The following is a 16,811-nucleotide window of genomic DNA, read 5'->3' as shown; positions in this document are numbered from 1 at the left end:
TACTAAAAATCCAACAATCTATTTATCTTTACAAAATGATATTAGTAACAGGAGGAACAGGCTTGGTAGGCGCCCATTTATTATTGCATTTGGCTGAATCCACAGAGAGTCAACCCAATTCTATACGTGCCATTTATAGAAAAGCACACACTATTGAAAAAACCAAAGCACTTTTTGAGTATTATAAAAAAAAGTCTTTATTGGAATGCATCCAATGGGTACAGGCAGATATTACTGATATTCCAGCACTCGAAAATGCATTCACAGACATTCAACAAGTATACCATTGTGCGGCAATGATTTCATTTGATCCTAAAGATGAGGCTGCCATGCGTAAAATCAATATTGAAGGCACTGCAAATGTGGTCAATTTTAGTATTGTAAATGGTATAAAAAAAATATGCTACATAAGTTCTACGGCTGCCCTTGGTGATTTAGCGCCCAATGAAACCGAGATTACCGAAACATCCGAATGGAACCCTGAGAATACCCATAGTGATTATGCCATTTCTAAATATGGTGCCGAAATGGAAATTTGGCGAGGCCAACAAGAGGGCTTAAAGGTACTTATTGTCAATCCAGGAGTAATTCTTGGTCCTGGATTTATGGATCAAGGCAGCGGATTGCTTTTTAAAAGGGTCAAAAACGGCTTGTCTTTTTATACCTCTGGCACTACAGGGTTTGTAGCCGTTACAGATGTAGTTACTAAATGCATCGCCCTTATGGAAAGCCCAATTAATAACCAAAGATATATTTTGGTTGCAGAGAACTGTAGTTTTAAAACCATACTCGATACACTAGCAGATGCCTTACAGGCAAAAAGACCTACTATTGCGCTCCATGCCGTGATTATGGGGCTGCTTTGGAGGCTGGACTATTTGGTTTCTTTTATCTTTAGAAAAAAAAGAAGCCTAACCAAAGACACTGCTAAAGCTTCTTGCAGGAAAATTATTTTTAGGAACACCAAGATTAAAACCGATCTAAAAACAGATTTTATTTCTATTGCTAGCTATATACAGGAGACTAAATTTTTTTAATACATAAAAAAAACAGCCTCTTCTCAGAGACTGTTTCCATACGTTATTTTGGTGATTTCTTAGTTTCCTCTAGACAAAGAGTCTACTACTTGCTTTTTGTCTTCTAACCGCTTGATCACTGCATCGTGCATTTCTTTATAAACAATGTAGTTGGCAGCATAATAACTATTGCTTTGTGCAAATTGCAGGCTGTCAATTTGGTATTTTTTAAATACATAGCCCGAAGGATCTATTTTTATGCTATCTTTTAAGCTAATTGTTTCGTATTTTAAGGCATCCAAAAGAGATAAATCATACATAATCGCCATCATTTTTTCTGAATCTATAAGACCTTCTGGTTTGGAAACCAGCTCTTTTTTGCAACTCCAAGACACAAACAACACTGCTATAAGTAGAATACCTTTTTTCATTTTATAAATTTTAACGATCAAACAAAAGCCTTTTTCCAGCACGAATATCTTTAACCTTAAAGGCGTTATAGACTAGTTTTCCGTTTACAAAAGTATGGGTAATTCTAGATTTGAAAGTAAAACCTTCAAAAGGAGACCATCCGCATTTTGCAAAAATATTTTCTTTTTTTACACTCCATGGCAAACCAGGATTTACAAGAACCAAATCTGCATAATAGCCCTCTTTGATAAAGCCTCGTTTTTCTACTTTAAAGAGTATTGCAGGATTGTGACACATTTTTTCTACAATTTTCTCAATACTAATTTTGCCTTGGTGGTAGGCCTCGAACATTGCCACTACTGCGTGCTGCACTAAAGGGCCTCCCGAGGGCGCTTTTAAATATGGCTGCTGTTTTTCTTCAAGAGTATGGGGTGCGTGGTCTGTTGCTATAACGTCTATCCGATCATCTAACAAGGCTTCCCAGAGCACTTTGCGATCATTGGGAGTTTTAACTGCTGGATTCCATTTAATAAAATTGCCCTTGGTGGCATAATCTTCATTGGTAAACCACAAATGATGAATGCATACCTCAGCGGTAATTTTCTTTTTTTCTAAAGGAATTTTGTTCGTAAATAAATCCATCTCTTTGGCTGTAGATAGATGAAAAACATGCAGGCGAGCTCCTGTTTTTTTGGCAAGAGCCACCGCCTTGGATGAAGAAATATAACAAGCCTCTTCGGATCTAATTAAATGGTGTGCCGTTACTGGAACAGCGTCTCCAAATTCTGCAATATATTTTTCGGTATTGCTACGGATGGTAGCTTCGTCTTCACAGTGTACTGCAATCAACATTGGAGTGCTCGAAAATATTTTTTCTAGAGTAGCTTCATTATCTACAAGCATGTTTCCGGTAGAGGAGCCCAAAAATATTTTTATTCCGGCAACATTCTTGGGGTTGGTTTTTAAAACTTCGGCAAGATTGTCGTTGGTAGCTCCCATCATAAAGGAGTAATTAGCATAGGATCTATCTGCAGCGAGTTGGTATTTTTGTTCTAAAATTTCTTGCGTTACCGCATTAGGAACGGTATTGGGTTGCTCTATAAACGAAGTGATTCCTCCTGCTACCGCAGCTCTGGATTCAGACTCTATATCGCCCTTATAGGTTAGCCCTGGTTCTCTAAAATGAACTTGATCGTCAATGGCTCCTGGCATTAAATAATTACCTTCTGCGTCTATAATAACACAATTAGAAGATTTGGCACTTATGCTGGTGGCAACCTCTACAATTAAATCATCCTCGATCAGCACATCGCCTTCAAAAATAACTCCTTGGTTTACTATTTTGGCATTCTTAATTAAAATACTGTTCATTGTAATCTGGTATTATAAGGTATTAAATAATTTTTTTATTCGTAACGAAATTACGCCAAAAACAGCTTCTATAATGATGGAATTACTCATTTTGGAGACTCCTTTGGTTCGGTCTGTAAATATAATAGGAACTTCGGTAATTTTAAATTTCTGACAGAAAGTACGGTATTTCATTTCGATCTGAAAAGCATATCCCACAAATCGGATGTTATCTACCTTTATTTTTTCTAAAACTTCTCTTTTGTAACAAACAAAGCCTGCAGTAGCGTCATGAATCTTCATTCCGGTTATCATCCGCACATAAACCGATGCAAAATAAGACATCAGAACCCTGCTCAAAGGCCAGTTGACTACGTTAACTCCAGTAACATAACGAGAACCTATGGCTAAATCGGCATTTCCAAAATGGCAGGCGTGGTATAGTTTTTCTAAATCGTTGGGGTTGTGAGAGAAATCAGCATCCATTTCAAAAACAAAATCGTACTTCTTTGCCAATGCCCATTTAAAGCCATGCACATAAGCGGTTCCTAATCCGGATTTCTTTTTTCTGATTTCTAAAAACAACCGTCCGCCAAACTCTTGTTGCAATAGTTTTACCTTATCTGCCGTATGATCTGGAGAGTTATCATCCACAATAAGAACATGAAAAGGCTTATGTTGGGATAGCACGGATCGGATAATACTTTCAATGTTTTCAATCTCGTTATAGGTTGGAATTATAACAATACAATCGTTCATATATCTTGTAAATTTCAGGGCAAAAGTAACGTTTTTATGCCATTTCATTCATAATAAAATTATAATAAAAAGATTGATACAAAAAATTAGTAATTTTGCACCGCTATGATGGAACAAATACTTCAACCAAGAATAACCGAAAACAAAGACTGGGTCACCCTTTTGTTTGTTTTGACCTTTGCGGTCATTGCCTTTGCCAAATCGGTTAACGAAAACCGATTTAGAGATTTTATGAATCTGCTGTTCTCTGACAAATACGCCAAGGTATATCGAGAAAATAGCAACCAAAAAAGCACCTTTACCATTGCTTTATTTCTTGCTCAATTGCTTTCGTTTTCTTTTTTTATTCAACTAGCGTTAAGCATATTTGGACTTGCCTCCAAGACCGATTGGTTGTTGTTTATACAAATTAGCACCTTTACTACCTTTTTTGTTCTTGCGAAGTACTTGCTCGAAAAAATTGTCGCCACGGCCTTTAATATTGAAGATTTTGTAGAACATTTTAACCTACAAAAAGTAAATTACAGAACCTACATTGGATTATTCTTGCTGCCAATCAATATCTTATTGTTTTACTACAACCAATTTTCGACTAAATTTGTGTTAATAACAACCGTTATTGTATTGGCATTAAATACTTTAACATATATTATGGCAATAAAAAAATATCATACTATAATATTTAGCAAGTTGTTTTATTTTATTTTATATCTTTGCACTTTGGAAATAACCCCCTATTTTTTTATTTATTATTGGTTTACAAAAGGTAGCGATTAGAAAAAATAAAATATGAAAGTGAAAACAATTTTGGTGTCACAACCCGAGCCTAAAGTAGAGAACTCTCCTTACTTTGAGTTACAACAAAAACATAAAGTAAAAATTGATTTCAGGCCTTTTATTCACATAGAAGGAGTTAATGCTAAAGAAATTAGACTGCAAAAGATTGACCTAAATCAGTATACTGCAATTATTTTAACCAGCAGAAATGCTGTAGATCATTTTTTTAGAGTTGCCGAAGAAATGCGCTTTAAGGTCCCAGAAAACTTAAAATACTTCTGCCAATCTGAAGCCGTTGCCTTTTACTTACAAAAATATGTCGTTTACAGAAAGCGAAAAATTTATGTAGGCCCAAAAGATTTTGCAGACTTATCCCCTTTAATCAAAAAATACAAAGACGAAAAGTTTTTATTGCCCGCCTCGGATCAATTAAATGCAGATGCGCCTATTACTTTAAATAACCTAAAGGTAGATTGGACTCAAGCTATTTTTTACAAGACCGTAATGAGTGATTTGTCTGATTTGGCAGATGTTTACTACGATGTATTAGCCTTTTTTAGTCCAACAGGTATCAAATCTTTGTACAAAAACTTTCCTGATTTTAAGCAAAACAATACCCGAATTGCCGTTTTTGGAAGTACCACACAGAAAGAAGCCCTAGATCGCGGATTAAAAATTGATATTCTGGCGCCTACTCCCGAAACTCCTTCGATGACCATGGCACTAGAAAAATACATTATTGAGGCCAATAAAACCAAATAATTACTATTTTGACGATATACACAAAAGCCGCTAATTAGCGGCTTTTTTTAGCCTTTTTACGTAATCCATATTTTAGTTTGTTATTTTTTTGCGTAATTTTGGTTTTTAATTTTAACTAAAATACAGGTTTTAGTTTCAAAATACAACTCATGAAAATTAATTCGCTGGTAGTCGAGATAGACGGTATTGACAAAGAAATTTTGCGTGACCTCATGCAAGATGCCCGAAAACCCATTTTACAAATTGCCAACAAAATAGGCATTTCGGGGGCAGCTATACACCAACGCCTACGCAAACTAGAACAATCTGGAGTGTTGTCTGGTTCTAAATTTATTGTTGACAACAAAGTTTTGGGCTACAACACCATGGCATTTGTAGGTATCTACTTAGACAAAGCAGCTAGAAATCCAGAAACAGTAAAAGAATTAAAAAAAATACCCGAAGTGCTGGAATGCCATTACACCACCGGAAACTGGTCTATTTTAATCAAAATAATATGCAAAGATAACGAGCATTTAATGCACCTATTGAACACCAAAATACAAGCCATTGAAGGGGTTTCTAGGACTGAAACTTTTATTTCTTTGGACCAACAAATTAACAGACAAATTCAGTTATAAAAATCGTTTTTTGTACCAACTTAGCTATCCTTTGTTCCTTAATTTACCGTTTAAACCCCTACGAACAACCTATCTATAACACTAACAGCATGCGCGTTGCGCTGCAGATGCCCTAAAATAATTGCTTCAATACTTTATACCACCACTACCAAAGATTCTATTTTTTGACTATTTTAGAATTCTACAAAAGAATTAAAAAGCCATACAAAATAAGTAATTTAACCTTAAAATAAACTACATTTAACCTTAAAAACAAAAACCTTTTTTAAACCTAAATTTAAAAAAATGAAGACTAATTTTAACAAGGCATTTCCGGAGCAAGAAATCCTTTTTAATAAGTATCCGGATTTTTGGTATCCAAAAAAAATAGGAGCCCGAAAAATTATTTTGAAGGAAGGAGATGTGTCCAAAAAACTCTACTTTATAAACAAAGGATGCGTACGGCTTTGGACCTATAATAATGGCGCCGAAATAACGATCCAGTTTTTTTTTGAAAACGACTTAGTTTGCTCTATTGAAAGCTTTTTAAAAAACAAACCAAGCGTTTTTTATCTAGAAACTATTGAAGATTGTGACTTAATCGTAATTAAAAAAAGCAACTGGAAAATAGTACTAAAAGAAAATCCACAATACAAAGAAATGTCCTTTGAATTTGTCACCCAACGGATGTTCAATTACTTCAATCATTTTTTATCCTATATACAAGACAACCCAGAAGAGCGCTACCGCAAGCTGTTAAAAGACAAACCCCACATCATACAACGTGTCCCTTTGCAGTATATAGCCACGTATCTCGGCATTACTACGGTTTCATTAAGCAGAATACGAGCCCGATTAAAGTAAACTAAGCATGATTAAATTGTAAATATTTGATATATAGATATTTAATTAACTTATGTTAATTTCTAATAGCTTTTTTTGAGTAAAATTTGTAAGGAATTTAAAAAACAAAGCTACAATGAAAACAAGTGTAATCCTTTCGAATTTTCAACCCATATTAGTTGGAAAATTAATTGATCAAAACAAATTAAATCTTTACACCAAATTTCTTTACCATCATTTTCAAGATATTTCAAAACTTGTTCCCACTGGAGCCGATACGGATTCTGGAACGAATTCTAATCCTTACGATCTAATCTCGGCCAATGTAGACAAATATTCTGTTTCTTCAGAACACATTAACAAAAGACAACTTTTAATTTTTGAAGAAGTATACGATTTTATTGAAAACAACCTTCACAATACCGCTATTTCTGATTTTAAACTCCCACAAACACTGACGGCCAAATCAGAAGATGTTTTTGGACCAAAAATCAATTACCGCATGGAATGGTTTAAGCAAAAAATGAAAGTAGTATTTGATACTTTCTATGCCAACAACCCAACCGCTCCAGAAAACTTAGTTCATGTTACTTGCTCCGGATACGCCTCTCCTAGTGTAGCCCAAGAAGCCGTTATCAAAAGAGATTGGGGCACTACGCAAGTTACGCACTCCTACCAAATGGGCTGTTATGGCGCTTTTCCGGCTATACGTACTGCAAATAGCCTGATGTGCTTGAGTGACACCAAAGAAAGGGTAGATATTGTGCATACGGAACTGCTATCCGCACATTTAAACCTCACCGAATTTTCTGCTGCCAACACCATGATTTGCTCTCTTTTCGGGGATGGGTTTATTGGATACTCCTTGTATGATGAAAATGCTTTTATGGAAGACACCACTATAGAAGACAAAAAAGGGTTGCGCATATTGGCCTCTCATGAAATGATAATTCCAGATTCCTTAGAAGATATGTCGTGGGATATTGGAGAATACAACTTCTTGATGACCTTATCCAAAAGAGTTCCTGTATTTATTAGAAATAACATCAAATCCTTTATTGAAACCCTTTGCTCTAAAGCAAATATTGACTTAGAGGAGCACAAATACAAAATGCACTTTGCGATCCATCCTGGTGGACCAAAAATCATAGACTACATAGTAGATGAAATTAACGTATTCAAAGAGCAGGCCTGTTGGTCTTATGAGGTTTTGCGTAGACAAGGAAACATGTCTTCGGCTACTATACCGCATATTTTTAATGAAATAGTGAATGATTCTAAAATAGAATCTGGCACCAAAATTGTTGCCTTGGCTTTTGGACCTGGATTAACCGCTACAGCATTATTACTAGAAAAATTATAACAAAATGAACAACACATTTGATGTAGTTATAGTTGGATGTGGCCCTACTGGGGCCACATTTGCTAATTATTTTGGCCTGTTGGGTCTAAGGGTTCTGCTTTTGGATAAAGAATCGGATATTATAGACTACCCTAGAGCAGTACACATAGACGAGGATGTAATACGCATTTTTCAGGAACTAGGGCTGTATGACAAAATGAAAGTAGATGCCATAAAACCTTTCAAAAATTATTCTTTAGTATCCAAAAAAGATAAAATTCTTTTTCAATTTCAGCCAAACTCGAGTATTTCGGAAGATGTTTCGGATTGCAATTGGATCCTACAACCCGAAATTGAAAAGCATTTAAGAAATGGTTTTTTGCAATATCCAAACGTTACTTTTTTAAAAAACACTTCTTGGACAGAAATCCAACAAAACAAAGAAGAGGTTTGCATCCAAATACAAGACCAACACAATATAGAAACTCGGGTTAGGGCAAAATTTTTAATTGCTTGTGATGGAGGCAAAAGCCTTGTTAGAAAAAAGATGAACCTCAGCGTTACTGATTTTGGCTTTAAAAAAGAGTGGCTCGTTATTGACACCAAATACAAAGGCAATACGGTCTTTTCTGAAGATCACAAACAATATTGTGACCCGATACAACCCATGACTTACGTAAATGGGGTAAGAGATCACTTTAGATGGGAATTTATGGTTTCTAAAAAAGACAGTCTACTATCGGAAGAAGTTGTTTCAAAGAAAATGATATCTAAATTAGCGGCAACCTATCCACTGGATGATTTTGAAATAATTCGCAAAAAAAAGTATGTATTTCATACCTTGATCGCAAATCAATGGCGCTCAGAAAGAGTATTCTTAGCCGGAGATGCAGCACACCAAATGCCGCCGTTTTTAGGGCAAGGCATGTGCTCTGGGATCAAAGACGCCAAAAATTTAGCATGGAAAATACATAAAGCCTGTAACAATTATCAGGATGCCACCTCAGAATTACTTGACACCTATTATTCAGAAAGAGCACCACAGGTAAAAAAAATCATAAAAATGGCCGCAATACTGGGAGGCTTTATACAATACTCTAACCCAATATTATCTCCGCTTCGGAATGGCATTCTAAAATTGTTTCATGTATTACCCAACCAACCCATAGATCGTTTAATTGAGAAACATTTGTACGGATTAGAGGTCAATAATTTTTACTCTAAAAAACATGCTCTGGTTGGCAAAAGACTCCCGCAGCCCAAAATAAAACATTCTGATGGCGTTGGTTATTTTGATGCAATTTGTGGTTTTAACTGGGTTGTTCTTTATCTGTCCAATTCGGAGATAAAGCCAAGCCAAGTTACTCCTTGGATAAAACACGTTGCAATTGTAAGCCACACTCCTACGGAGACCAACCAAATTAAGTCTTCTTATTTCGAAAAATGGATGCAAGACAATAAGGTAGATTTTGTAATTATTAGACCCGATAAATTTATTTTTAATCTGGGCAAAGCAAAAAACTACCCAACCATAAGCGCTCTTACCAACCAATATGTGACTAAAATATCCTCCAACTAAAATCCTATTAACCCAAACTACAATGAATATAGTAATTCTATTTAACCATCCTTATGACGGCAGTTTTTGTAATGCAATTTTAGAGTCTGTACAAAAGGGATTAATAAAAGGCGGTCATTCTATTGATTTGATACACCTGGATAAAGAAAAATTTAATCCCGTTATGAGTGCCCAAGATTTAAAGGCATTTAGAGACAAAAAACCCGTTGATCCACAAGTACTATCCTATCAGGATCGTCTAAAAAAAGCAGACCAACTTATCTTTATTTTTCCAATATGGTGGGAGTTAATGCCTGCCTTAATGAAAGGATTTATAGACCGAGTGATATTTCCGGGCTTGGCTTATGACTATACAAACCAAAGCAACACGCTAATGAAACCCTTATTAACCAACATAAAAGCAGTTACCGTAATCACTACCATGAACACCCCTGGTTTTATCTATAGACTTGTGTTTGGCAACGCCATCCAAAAAGCATTAATGAGAGGTACTTTTTGGAAATTAGGCTACAAAAACAGAAAATGGATTAGTTTTAACAAAGTAAAATCTGTAAGCCAGAATACTAGAGAAAAATGGCTTCAAAATTTAGAAACTAAATTTGCAAAAATTTAAACCCAAAAGCCCGCTTAGCTAAAGCAAACAACAACTGGGTACATTAAAAAAAACGTTGGTCTAGAATAGTATAAATTTATTCCGGACCAACGTTTTGTAGTAGTATATGTAGACTATAAATTACCTTCTGTTTAAATAAATCGAAACATAATACAATAGCGTCCCAATAGAACCCAAAGCAGCCACTACATACGTTCTTGCAGCCCACTTTAAGGCATCTTTAGCTCCTGCTTGCTCTTTTTGCGTAAGCATTCTGTTGTTTTCTAACCAAGCCAAAGCACGATTACTAGCATCATACTCCACCGGAAGGGTAACTATCGAAAATACTGTTGTTACTGCAAAAAGCACAATCCCACCCAACAATAAAACCGGAAAAGTCTGAATTAAGACAATCCCTGCCAACAAAACCCACTGCATATAACTTGAGGCCACATTTACAAAAGGCACCAGCTTAGATCGCATGCTAAGCCACTGATAGCCCACAGCGTGTTGTACTGCGTGACCACACTCATGAGCCGCCACCGCTGCTGCTGCTGCATTACGTTGGTTATAAACAGCCTCACTCAAATTTACGGTTTTATTTACCGGATTGTAATGGTCTGTTAATTGCCCCGGAGTCGAAATTACTTGCACATTATGTATGCCGTTATCGGCAAGCATTTTTTGGGCAATCTCTGCCCCAGACATGCCGTTTTGTAAGTGTAATTTAGAATACTGTTCAAATTTGCTCTTTAGTCTTGAACTTACCAACCAGCTGCAAAGCATAATTGCTCCAGCCAAAATTAAATATCCCATTCCCATAGTGCTGTTTTTTAGTTTTTTATAAAGTTACTAATCCAATAGCAAATTCTGAACCAAATTTCAAAAATGCCAATTTGACATCCGTTAAATAGACGCAACTAAAAAATCCAAATTCTAGCCGTTGCCGAATTTGGATTTTTTGTGCAATTACAATCGGTGGTTTTTAACCCACCAAATTGATTATTTTTCCTGGAACAATAATCACCTTATTTGGCGTTCTGCCCTCTAATTGTTTTATTGTTCTTTCGTCTTTCATAACAATTGCTTCAATTTGGTCTTTGGTTAAATCCAAAGGCAACGTAATGGTAAAACGCATTTTTCCGTTGAAAGATACTGGATATTCTTTTTCGGATTCCACCAAATGTTTGGGTTCGAACACTGGAAAAGAAACCATTGCAATAGACCCTTCATGACCTAATAACGACCATAACTCCTCGGCAATATGTGGCGCATAAGGCGAAATCACAATAGCCAACGGTTCTAGAATCGCACGAGAATGACAATTTTGCGTAGACAATTCATTCACGCAAATCATAAATTGAGAAACCGAGGTATTGAAAGAAAAATTCTCAATATCGTCCGCTACTTTTTTGATGGTTTTGTGTAAGGTTTTTAAATTGTCTTTGCTCGCTGGATCTTGGTTTACAATGCAACCATTGTTTTCGTCTACATATAAACGCCATAATTTTTTCAGAAAACCAAACACCCCCGATATACCAGCGGTGTTCCAAGGCTTGGCTTGCTCTAATGGGCCTAAAAACATCTCGTACAAACGTAAGGTATCTGCGCCGTATTCTGCACAAATGTCATCTGGAGTGACCACATTGTACTTGGATTTGGACATTTTTTCTACCTCGCGGCCTACAATGTATTTACCGTTATCCTCTACTATAAATTCCGCATCTTTATAATCTTGTCGCCATGCTTTGAATTTTTGAATATCCAATTCGTCCGATGCATTGACAAAGGAAACATCCGCATGGATCGGTTGTACCGTTTGTGCTTCAATTTTATTTTTAGAAACAAATGTATTGGTTCCTTCTAACCTATACACAAACGCACTTGTTCCCAAAATCATTCCCTGATTGATCAGTTTTTTGAAAGGTTCTTCGGTTGGCGCAAAACCTTTGTCTTTTAAAAATTTATTCCAAAAACGAGAATACAACAAATGTCCCGTTGCATGCTCGCTACCACCAATATATAAATCTACAGATTCCCAATATTTTAAGGCTTCTGCCGAAGCAAACTCTCCTTGGTTATTTGCATCCATATAACGCATCCAGTACCAAGAAGAACCTGCCCAACCAGGCATGGTGTTCAACTCCAATGGAAATATTGTTTTGTTATCCACTAAATCGGTATTTACTACCTTATTTGCTGTTGTGTCCCAAGCCCAAACTGCTGCATTTCCTAAAGGAGGCAAACCATCTTCGGTGGGTAGATATTTTTCTACTTCGGGTAAAATGATTGGCAAATGTTGCGGATCGATCATTTGCGGCAAGCCATTTATATAATATACCGGAAAAGGCTCTCCCCAATAACGCTGACGCGAAAAAACAGCATCGCGCAAACGGTAATTGATTTTTCCGAAACCTTGATTTTGTTTTTCTAAGGCTTCAATAGCTTTTTTAGTTCCTTCTTTATACCCTAATCCCGTTAAGAAATCCGAATCTACTAATTGAAATCCGTCTTTGGATCCAAAAGCCGCCTCAGAAATATCTTTGTCAAAAATGTTTTTGATAGCTAGCATTCCGTTTTGTCCTTTAAAGAAATTGGCAAAAGCATAATCTCGCTCATCTCCACAAGGCACTGCCATTACCGCACCAGTTCCGTATCCTGCCAGTACATAATCTCCTATCCACACCGGAATTGCTTCTTTAGTAAATGGATGTTCTGCATAGGCTCCAGTGAATACTCCGGATATGTTTTTTACATCGGCCATGCGTTCTCTCTCGGAGCGTTTGGATGTTTTTTGGATATAGGCCTCTACTGCTGCTTTTTGTTCTGGGGTAGTGATTTTTGCAACCAACTCATGCTCTGGCGCTAGTGTCATAAAGGTTACTCCAAAAATGGTGTCCGGACGCGTTGTAAAAACGCTGATATTTTCTGGATGTTCGTTAACTCGGAACGAAACCATGGCACCAACGGATTTTCCGATCCAATTTCGTTGGCTTTCTTTAATGCTTTCGCTCCAATCAATAGTGCTCAACCCTTGCAATAAACGTTCGGCATAGGCAGAGATACGCATGCTCCATTGGGTCATTTTTTTGCGTACTACCGCAAATCCACCTCGCTCAGATACGCCGTTTATGATCTCGTCATTGGCCAAAACGGTTCCTAATCCAGGGCACCAGTTGACTTCGGTCTCAGCCAGATAGGTCATTCTATAGTGCAACAGCATTTTCTCCTGCGTCTCTTTTGCGTAAGCGTTCCATTGCTTTGCCGAAAATTCTGGAATGGCATCGTCACAAACTGCATTTACTTGGGCGTTTCCTTCTTTTTGGAATACCGCCGTCAACGTTGCAATATCTTCGGCTTGGTCTGTATCTTTGTTGTACCAAGAATTAAATAATTGGATAAAAATCCATTGGGTATGTTTGTAATAATCCGGATTGGAGGTGCGCACTTCTCTACTCCAATCAAACGAAAAACCGATGGCATCTAATTGTTTGCGGTATCCTGCAATTTGGTTTCCTTCTTTATCTAGGCCTCCATCAATATTTACTGCTGTGGTATCTTCGGGACGCTGCCCGGTTTGGATGGCGTATTGCTCTGCTGGCAATCCAAAACTATCGTAACCCATTGGGTGCAAAACGTTATATCCTTGGTGTCTTTTGTATCGGGCATATACATCCGAAGCAATATAACCTAGTGGATGCCCTACGTGTAGCCCGGCTCCTGATGGATACGGAAACATGTCTAACACATAATGTTTGGGCTTTTCTGAATTATTTGAGGCGGCAAATGTTTGGTTTTCTGCCCAATATTTTTGCCATTTGGCTTCTATTTGGTTCGGGTTGTATTTCATTCCTTTGTTTTATTTTTGTTTTAATGGCGCCCTGTCTTGCTGCATTTAGCTTTTTTAAAGGTCTAAAGGCCTAAAAAAATGCTGGGATTTTTTTGGGGTGTCCAGAGGACAAATTTACATTTATTGCACGAAAGTTAAAACTTTGGGCGTTATTAACTTTAAATAAAGAAATTGTTTATTATTTTTACCCAATAATTAAAAGTAAACTATGAGTTCTTCCTTTGATAAATTTCAAAAACGCAGATTAATTTCCTCTTATTTTTCGGTAGTCCTGAGTGTATTCTTGGTTTTGTTTCTATTAGGAATTTTAGGACTTTTTATTATTAATTCTAAAAAGTTGGCCGATGATTTTAAAGAAAAAATTGCCATGACGGTATTTTTTAAAAACGAAGCCAATGACAGTATTTTAAAGGCTTTTGGCAAAGAATTAAAAATAGCTCCCTATGCCAGACATACGGTGTATGTAACCAAAGAGCAAGCTGCTAAACAGCATACGGATATTATAGGAGAAGATTTTATGACTTTTTTGGGCGAAAACCCGTTGCAAAACTCGTATGACATTCATTTAAAAGCCGATTATGTAGAGAAAGATAGTATTTCAAAAATTGAAATGCGTCTGCGCGAAAATCCTATGATTGCGGATATTGTTTATGACAAACAATTGGTCAATTTAGTGAACGATAACATCAAAAAAGTCAGCATGTGGATTTTGATCATTAGCGGTTTTTTGACTTTTATTGCCGTATTGCTTATCAATAGCTCTTTGCGTTTGTCTATCCACTCTAACCGTTTTATTATCAAGACCATGCAAATGGTTGGAGCAACCAAGGCTTTTATCCGAAGACCTTTTGTGATGCGTAGTGTGCGATTGGGTATGTTAGGCGCATTACTAGCCATAATTGCCTTGTTAGGAGTACTTTATTATTTAGAAACCAAATTTCCAGATTTAGGAATTTTAGACAACAAACCTTTTATTGGTTTTGTGTTGTTGGGGGTTTTTGGTGCTGGTGTTTTGATTACTTGGTTGAGCACCCACTTTGCGACCCAACGTTTCTTAAATTTAAGAACAGACGATTTGTATTAATCAGGCCTGATGCGCAACGATTACTTTTTAATTTCAGAATATAAAAAAACAAAAGAGCAATGAAAGAGCCAGAAAACAAACACGAATTTCTTTTTGAGAAACTTAATTATAAAATTTTACTTTTAGGAATTGCTGTAATAACCCTTGGTTTTATACTAATGTCTGGTGGTGGCAGCGAAGATCCTAACGTTTTTAATGATGCTATTTTTAGTTTTAGAAGAATCAGGCTGGCTCCAACAACCGTTTTGATTGGTTTTGGTATTACGGTGTATGCCATTTTTAAAAAACCAAAAAAATAGTTTGCAGCAAATCTGTTGCACTTGTATTCCAAAACGCCATCCAAAAAAATTAAAATAAAATGAACACATTACAAGCTATTGTTTTAGCTATAATTGAAGGAATTACAGAGTTTTTGCCTGTATCTTCTACAGGGCACATGATTATTGCTTCTTCTTTTTTTGGGATTGCACAAGATGATTTTACCAAGCTTTTTACCATTGTAATACAACTAGGCGCCATACTCTCTGTGGTGGTACTCTATTTCAAACGTTTTTTTCAGAGCTTTGATTTTTATTTCAAACTATTGGTTGCTTTTATCCCAGCGGTAGTTTTGGGCTTGTTATTGAGTGACAAAATTGATGCCTTATTAGAAAGTCCTTTAACCGTGGCGGTGTCTTTATTGGTAGGTGGTATTATTCTTTTAAAGGTAGACCAATGGTTTAGCCACTCCGAAGAAACAAAAATAACCTACCTACAGGCTTTTAAAATTGGGTTGTTTCAATGCCTAGCAATGGTTCCAGGAGTTTCGCGCTCTGGAGCAAGTATTGTTGGTGGTATGTCTCAAAAACTAGCACGAACCTCAGCGGCAGAGTTTTCGTTTTTTCTGGCGGTTCCTACCATGCTTGGCGCTACAGCCAAAAAATGTTATGACTACTACAAAGATGGCTATGTACTGACAGACGATCAAATTAACTTATTATTTATAGGCAACCTAATTGCATTTGTTGTAGCGTTATTGGCTATCAAAAGTTTTATCGGTTTTTTGAGCAAAAAAGGATTTAGAGTCTTTGGTTATTATCGTATTGCCGCTGGTATTATTTTGCTGGTTATTCATTATTTTATTCATCCATTGACCATTATTTAATGACTCCAGAAGATTACTTAAACGGACAAATACTACTGATTGACAAACCCTTGAAATGGAGTTCTTTTCAGGCGGTAAATAAGTTAAAATACGCCCTAATTAACAAATTGGGACTTCCCAAAAAGTTTAAAATTGGGCACGCTGGAACTTTAGACCCACTAGCCACTGGACTACTATTAGTTTGTACCGGAAAATTCACTAAAAGAATCACCGAACTCCAAGGACAACCCAAAGAATATACCGGAACATTTTATATCGGCGCCACCACACCGTCTTATGATTTAGAAACAGCCGTAGACCACACTTTTGCAACAGCACATGTTACTGAAGCAGTTATTCACGATACCGTAAAACAATTTTTAGGCGAGATTGATCAAAAACCACCCATTTATTCTGCAATCAAAAAAGATGGTGTGCGTTTGTATGAACATGCTCGCGCCGGCCAAACGGTGGAGATTGCTCTTAGAAAAACTACCATTTATGAGTTTGAGATTACTAGAATTGCACTACCCGAAATTGATTTTAGAGTAGTTTGTAGCAAAGGAACCTACATCCGCTCTTTGGCCTTTGATTTTGGTCAGGCCATGCAGACTGGATCCCATCTTACTGCATTAAGACGAACAAAAATTGGAGATTATCTAGTTACGGATGCCGTAGATGCAGCGTCTTTTGAAGATAATTTGACGCCATAAAATCCAAAAAA

Annotated in this window: 17 protein-coding genes; 12 read left to right on the top strand and 5 right to left on the bottom strand. The window is 36.6% G+C overall.

Translation table 11 applies throughout. The features are described from left to right. The first annotated feature begins 35 nt into the window (after nt 1–35). The gene (locus LB076_RS04460; RefSeq protein WP_066333345.1) at nt 36–1,037 is read left to right on the top strand and encodes an NAD-dependent epimerase/dehydratase family protein; all 1,002 of its coding nucleotides are present in this window, start codon (nt 36–38) and stop codon (nt 1,035–1,037) included. A gap of 59 nt (nt 1,038–1,096) precedes the next feature. Here the strand turns inward: LB076_RS04460 and LB076_RS04455 are convergent, their stop codons facing one another. Genes LB076_RS04455 through LB076_RS04445 form a run of 3 tightly spaced genes read right to left on the bottom strand, consistent with a single transcriptional unit; the run spans nt 1,097 to nt 3,536 of the window. Continuing rightward, nucleotides 1,097–1,447, bottom strand: coding sequence for a DUF4296 domain-containing protein (locus LB076_RS04455; protein WP_066333343.1), 351 nt, complete (start codon nt 1,445–1,447; stop codon nt 1,097–1,099). A 10-nt stretch (nt 1,448–1,457) separates the two neighbouring features. Further along, nucleotides 1,458–2,798, bottom strand: coding sequence for a dihydroorotase (locus tag LB076_RS04450; RefSeq protein ID WP_066333341.1), 1,341 nt, complete (start codon nt 2,796–2,798; stop codon nt 1,458–1,460). A gap of 12 nt (nt 2,799–2,810) precedes the next feature. Then, nucleotides 2,811–3,536 carry a polyprenol monophosphomannose synthase gene (locus tag LB076_RS04445; protein WP_066333441.1) on the bottom strand — a complete coding sequence of 242 codons (726 nt, stop codon included), beginning with the start codon at nt 3,534–3,536 and terminating at the stop codon, nt 2,811–2,813. 105 nt (nt 3,537–3,641) lie between these two features. On the opposite strand from LB076_RS04445, the gene LB076_RS04440 reads away from it, so the two are divergent. The 7 genes from LB076_RS04440 to LB076_RS04410 all read left to right on the top strand — a co-directional run bounded on the left by LB076_RS04440 (nt 3,642) and on the right by LB076_RS04410 (nt 10,051). Then, nucleotides 3,642–4,313: a DUF4271 domain-containing protein gene (locus LB076_RS04440; RefSeq protein ID WP_099092423.1), complete on the top strand. Its 672-nt coding sequence runs from the start codon at nt 3,642–3,644 to the stop codon at nt 4,311–4,313. Nucleotides 4,314–4,325: 12 nt separating this feature from the next. Then, a complete protein-coding gene (locus LB076_RS04435) occupies nt 4,326–5,075 on the top strand; it encodes a uroporphyrinogen-III synthase (RefSeq protein WP_066333339.1) in 750 nt (249 codons plus the stop codon). Nucleotides 5,076–5,224: 149 nt separating this feature from the next. After that, a complete protein-coding gene (locus LB076_RS04430; RefSeq protein WP_066333337.1) occupies nt 5,225–5,695 on the top strand; it encodes an Lrp/AsnC family transcriptional regulator in 471 nt (156 codons plus the stop codon). Between the two features lie 285 nt (nt 5,696–5,980). Beyond that, on the top strand, nt 5,981–6,538 hold the full coding sequence (locus LB076_RS04425; RefSeq protein ID WP_066333334.1) for a Crp/Fnr family transcriptional regulator: 558 nt from the start codon (nt 5,981–5,983) through the stop codon (nt 6,536–6,538). A 115-nt stretch (nt 6,539–6,653) separates the two neighbouring features. Beyond that, nucleotides 6,654–7,880: a 3-oxoacyl-[acyl-carrier-protein] synthase III C-terminal domain-containing protein gene (locus LB076_RS04420; protein ID WP_066333332.1), complete on the top strand. Its 1,227-nt coding sequence runs from the start codon at nt 6,654–6,656 to the stop codon at nt 7,878–7,880. A gap of 4 nt (nt 7,881–7,884) precedes the next feature. Beyond that, nucleotides 7,885–9,438, top strand: coding sequence for a bifunctional 3-(3-hydroxy-phenyl)propionate/3-hydroxycinnamic acid hydroxylase (locus LB076_RS04415; RefSeq protein WP_066333328.1), 1,554 nt, complete (start codon nt 7,885–7,887; stop codon nt 9,436–9,438). 22 nt (nt 9,439–9,460) lie between these two features. Next, nucleotides 9,461–10,051 (top strand): NAD(P)H-dependent oxidoreductase, encoded by a 591-nt coding sequence (locus tag LB076_RS04410; protein WP_066333326.1) that lies wholly within the window; start codon nt 9,461–9,463, stop codon nt 10,049–10,051. A gap of 120 nt (nt 10,052–10,171) precedes the next feature. Here LB076_RS04410 and LB076_RS04405 read toward each other — a convergent pair whose 3' ends face one another. Then, entirely contained in the window at nt 10,172–10,852 is a 681-nt protein-coding gene (locus LB076_RS04405) for a zinc metallopeptidase (RefSeq protein ID WP_099092422.1), read from the bottom strand. 163 nt (nt 10,853–11,015) lie between these two features. Next, on the bottom strand, nt 11,016–13,880 hold the full coding sequence (gene leuS, locus LB076_RS04400) for a leucine--tRNA ligase (RefSeq protein WP_066333323.1): 2,865 nt from the start codon (nt 13,878–13,880) through the stop codon (nt 11,016–11,018). 208 nt (nt 13,881–14,088) lie between these two features. Between leuS and LB076_RS04395 the strand changes: the two genes are divergently transcribed. Genes LB076_RS04395 through truB form a run of 4 tightly spaced genes read left to right on the top strand, consistent with a single transcriptional unit; the run spans nt 14,089 to nt 16,800 of the window. Then, entirely contained in the window at nt 14,089–14,964 is an 876-nt protein-coding gene (locus tag LB076_RS04395; RefSeq protein WP_066333321.1) for a cell division protein FtsX, read from the top strand. 59 nt (nt 14,965–15,023) lie between these two features. Continuing rightward, complete coding sequence (locus LB076_RS04390) at nt 15,024–15,263, top strand: DUF3098 domain-containing protein (protein ID WP_066333318.1); 240 nt, start codon at nt 15,024–15,026, stop codon at nt 15,261–15,263. A 59-nt stretch (nt 15,264–15,322) separates the two neighbouring features. Further along, nucleotides 15,323–16,108, top strand: coding sequence for an undecaprenyl-diphosphate phosphatase (locus tag LB076_RS04385; protein ID WP_066333315.1), 786 nt, complete (start codon nt 15,323–15,325; stop codon nt 16,106–16,108). Continuing rightward, nucleotides 16,108–16,800, top strand: coding sequence for a tRNA pseudouridine(55) synthase TruB (gene truB / locus LB076_RS04380; RefSeq protein WP_066333313.1), 693 nt, complete (start codon nt 16,108–16,110; stop codon nt 16,798–16,800). The genes LB076_RS04385 and truB overlap by 1 nt, the downstream gene beginning before the upstream one ends. Nucleotides 16,801–16,811: the final 11 nt, after the last annotated feature.

It is taken from the genome of Flavobacterium crassostreae, from assembly GCF_001831475.1.
Lineage (GTDB): Bacteria > Bacteroidota > Bacteroidia > Flavobacteriales > Flavobacteriaceae > Flavobacterium > Flavobacterium crassostreae.
Note: the sequence above shows the minus strand (reverse complement) of the source record. Positions and strands in the feature narration are given on the sequence as shown.